The sequence below is a fragment of the Ornithinimicrobium sp. genome (assembly GCF_051004135.1).
GTDB lineage: Bacteria > Actinomycetota > Actinomycetes > Actinomycetales > Dermatophilaceae > Ornithinicoccus.
The window spans coordinates 1-3,168 of record NZ_JBPCKQ010000102.1 but is presented as its reverse complement, the minus strand read 5'-3'; the positions used below and the strand labels follow the sequence as shown (position 1 = coordinate 3,168).

4 protein-coding genes are annotated in these 3,168 nt (G+C 43.5%); all 4 read right to left on the bottom strand.

The window, feature by feature from the left end; translation table 11 throughout:
- The coding region (locus tag ACR2FV_RS05915) for a ThiF family adenylyltransferase (RefSeq protein WP_434014771.1) at positions 1 to 916 on the bottom strand (916 nt) is incomplete at its 3' end.
- Complete coding sequence (locus tag ACR2FV_RS05910) at positions 913 to 1,578, bottom strand: hypothetical protein (protein WP_434014770.1); 666 nt, start codon at positions 1,576 to 1,578, stop codon at positions 913 to 915. The genes ACR2FV_RS05910 and ACR2FV_RS05915, both read right to left, overlap by 4 nt.
- A gap of 23 nt (positions 1,579 to 1,601) precedes the next feature.
- A complete protein-coding gene (locus ACR2FV_RS05905) occupies positions 1,602 to 2,300 on the bottom strand; it encodes a hypothetical protein (protein WP_434014769.1) in 699 nt (232 codons plus the stop codon).
- 32 nt (positions 2,301 to 2,332) lie between these two features.
- On the bottom strand, positions 2,333 to 3,168 hold an 836-nt coding region (locus ACR2FV_RS05900), incomplete at its 5' end, for a hypothetical protein (protein ID WP_434014768.1).

The following is a 3,168-nucleotide window of genomic DNA, read 5'->3' as shown; positions in this document are numbered from 1 at the left end:
ATTTTCGAGTTCCACCGGCTTTCTTTTTCCTTGATTTTTTGTTGCTGATTTCGCCAGACGCTTGTTTTAAGACTTTTTCAATATGTTCGGGCGTGCAGTAATGCGAATGACTCGTGCCGCTTGTCTGATCAAAATAAGTGGCAAAGCGGCGTAAATTATTTGTGAGCAGAAGTTCGGTCAGTATCTCCGCAATTTCGACGGCAACACGGCTGTTGATATTCAGACTTTGTTCGCCAAGTCTGATGAGTTCTGGACACGAAAACCGTTCAGTCATTTCACGTTTTTGGGGAATTATCTGATTTTTCAGAAGTTCGGGATGAATAACCGACGGTGCGGGCAGTTTCTTACAAATGGTCGAGGTCGTAAAGTAATTTTTTGGCTTGTCTTTCTTAACCGATGAACCAATTAAAACCTGACCCGAAGATTTGCCGTTACCGCCGTCAATCCACCACATTTCAGGCACATCCCGTGAAATATATCTGTTTGATTCTTCCAAGGCACGATGAATCTCACGCCGTGCCAGATGATTATCAACACAACCGACTAAAATCGTCAGTTCCTTGAAACCGTTCCCGCCCGGTTTGATATGTTTTTCGTAATCGAGTTTTTCGTTAATATGAGCAATCTCTAAACCCCAAGCAAGCAAAATTCTTTCGGCAAGCGTCTGGGCTTTGAATCTGCCGATTTCAGCCGCACAAAAATTGCTTCGCGGAATATTGCCGCTTTCTACGCGGTCGGGATCAATAATCGTTATTTGGGTCGCCTTACCGATTCTCTCCAGTTCAAAAGCCAAACGTGCGATGCCGAACGCCGCATAAGAACCCGTTCCTCCTCCGCCGATAATAAAAATTTTGACTTTATTAAATTCCTTCGGTAAAACGGGTGCGGCACGGGCGAAACTTAAATCGAGATTCATAATAAAATTCTTCTGATGGTTTGCTCCACTTTGTTTAGGTCAATAAAACCAAATGGCATTTCCGATACAAAGTCTGCCGAAATTTGAACGAAATGATCGTAAACTCCGCAACGAAAACGAATTTTGGGATGAAGGCTGTGAATGTCGGTTAAAATACCGAAAATACGAAATTTACCTTTCTCGTCCTCATCGTCGGCACGGCTGAAATGGATCGCTCCTTCCGGGTGCGTGTGCAGTTCGATACAAGCGTTCCCGTATTCTTTCAAAGTGTCATCGGCGATGGTCGAGGCTCTTTGTCTTTCCCGGCTGATTCTTTTCCAACTCCATTCGCCGCTTGTTTCACTCCAAAAGGCGACAAACACATCTTCTTTGAAGTCCGCAAGATCATTTCTAAAACGAGCATCGGATAAAATTTCCTGCCAAACGCCGGTCGGAATTTTCGATTTATGCCAGACGATTTTGCTTTCCACATCAGACAATCCTTTAACATTAACGCGGCATAGCGGCAGACAAACGGAGAATTCACGGCGTTTAGCACAAACGAATAAACCACCCGCCGCCATTAAATACTCGAACATTATCGCGGTTATCGGCTCCGGCTCGCTTGATGCGATTTTATGCCCGACAAATTTTCCGGCATCGGGTAAAACATTCAGATTCATAAGGGTTTTTTCTCTGTAAAAATTTAGAAATCGTGAAAAAATTTCTTTTCAACCACTCGCATCCACATATCTTCAACGGTTGTCGTTGATTCGATCAGTTCGGAAGCGGGAAAGGTTTTTGACTTTTTCTTCGATAAAGATAAGAGAAGTTCGCGGACATCTTTGGGTTTGGAACGGCATTTTTCCGCTGTGTGATCGCCGTTAAAGGGCGTGTTAAAAATCAAATTCCAGATTGCATCAATCCCGCCGATAGAGGCTTCGGGGACTTCGTTTTTGCCGAAACAAATCTTTCCGCTCAAATCGCCGCCGATATTTGGCAAAGGTGCAATCGCCAATTTTGTTTTCGTCGTAACACGCCTGCCTTTCGCCGCCCAGAGATAAAATTCCCGTCCTTTCCCAAGTAATACAAGAGTCGGCAGGGCAAGCGTGAGTTCAGATACTTCGCCGTTTTTAGTTTCAATAAAGATAGTCCGAATTTTCGCCGGTTCAAAAGAGAGAACAAAATTCCCTTCCGGCTCTTCGCGGTATCGCAAAATCCGTCTTGTCAACCAACCCGAATCGGTTCTGAACTCACGAAACGCCAGTGCGATTTGCTCACTCGATAAGGCTTTGGCGGATTCACGTCCGCCGTCCTCAATTCGTTTGAAAAGATACTGACCGGGCAGAAAATACAACGCTCCCATCGCATCAGTCGGTGTGGACAGACGATTTTTAATTTCCATAAATATTTAACTAAAATGAATCCTTTATCGTTTTACTGCCCGCCGCTTATATTTTCTTCATTTAAAACTCGTCCATCATTCCAAAGTGAAATCATCTCAAGCAAAACCTGTTTCGGGTTCGCTTCAATCAAATCGTCGAGAAGACAGGTTTTTTCAAGAATCTCCTGTGCTTCCTTGTAGCTTTGCGTAAGAAAATCAAGCGTTTCGTCATTCCACTCATACCATTCTTCGCCCGCCCGACAGTTGACCGTATCGAGCCACGGATTGCCCGTTGAATGGTCAACCATTTCAAACATATTGAGATAAATTCCTTGTTTTCCCGTTTTCTCTAATTCCCAAAGTTTTTCACTCGGACGCTCATAAATTTCGGGAAAATCTTCAGCTTCGATTTTGTAATGCGCGGTTAAATATTCCCAGATTTCCTCATCCCGAAAAAAGAAAAGCAGAGCCATAGCGTAGGAAACACGCAAATATTCGTAATCAATGTCTTCACAACACAAATCAACATTGAGTGAAAACACACAGAAATTTTCAAATTCCGTTTCCGTGTCATCGTTCCAGCCGGAGAGCAGCGGGAACATATTTTGGCTCACCAATTGGAAAAACTCATTGACTCTTTCCGTGTAGTTTTCGTAATAACCCGCTTTGAAAAGGCTCGTTTTCGATGTTTTCCATTCATCGGGGAAATGTTTTTGAAAGAGGCGATAGTTTTGCTGCTCGGAAACAATTTTTTCAAGAGTTTTGCAAGCCTCAATCGCATTGCAATTTCTCGCTCTAAAGCCCAGATACTCGATTGCCTGAATCAGTTTTTCGCCGAATGGCTTACCGGAATCAAACAAATCCCGTGTTTTGTAAAGATTCGATTTTT

What these genes read in the sequence shown, in the direction of transcription:
- ACR2FV_RS05910 (WP_434014770.1), bottom strand. Translation starts at nt 1,578, where the DNA reads ATGAATCTGAATGTTTTACCCGATGCCGGAAAATTTGTCGGGCATAAA.
- ACR2FV_RS05905 (WP_434014769.1), bottom strand. Translation starts at nt 2,300, where the DNA reads ATGGAAATTAAAAATCGTCTGTCCACACCGACTGATGCGATGGGAGCG.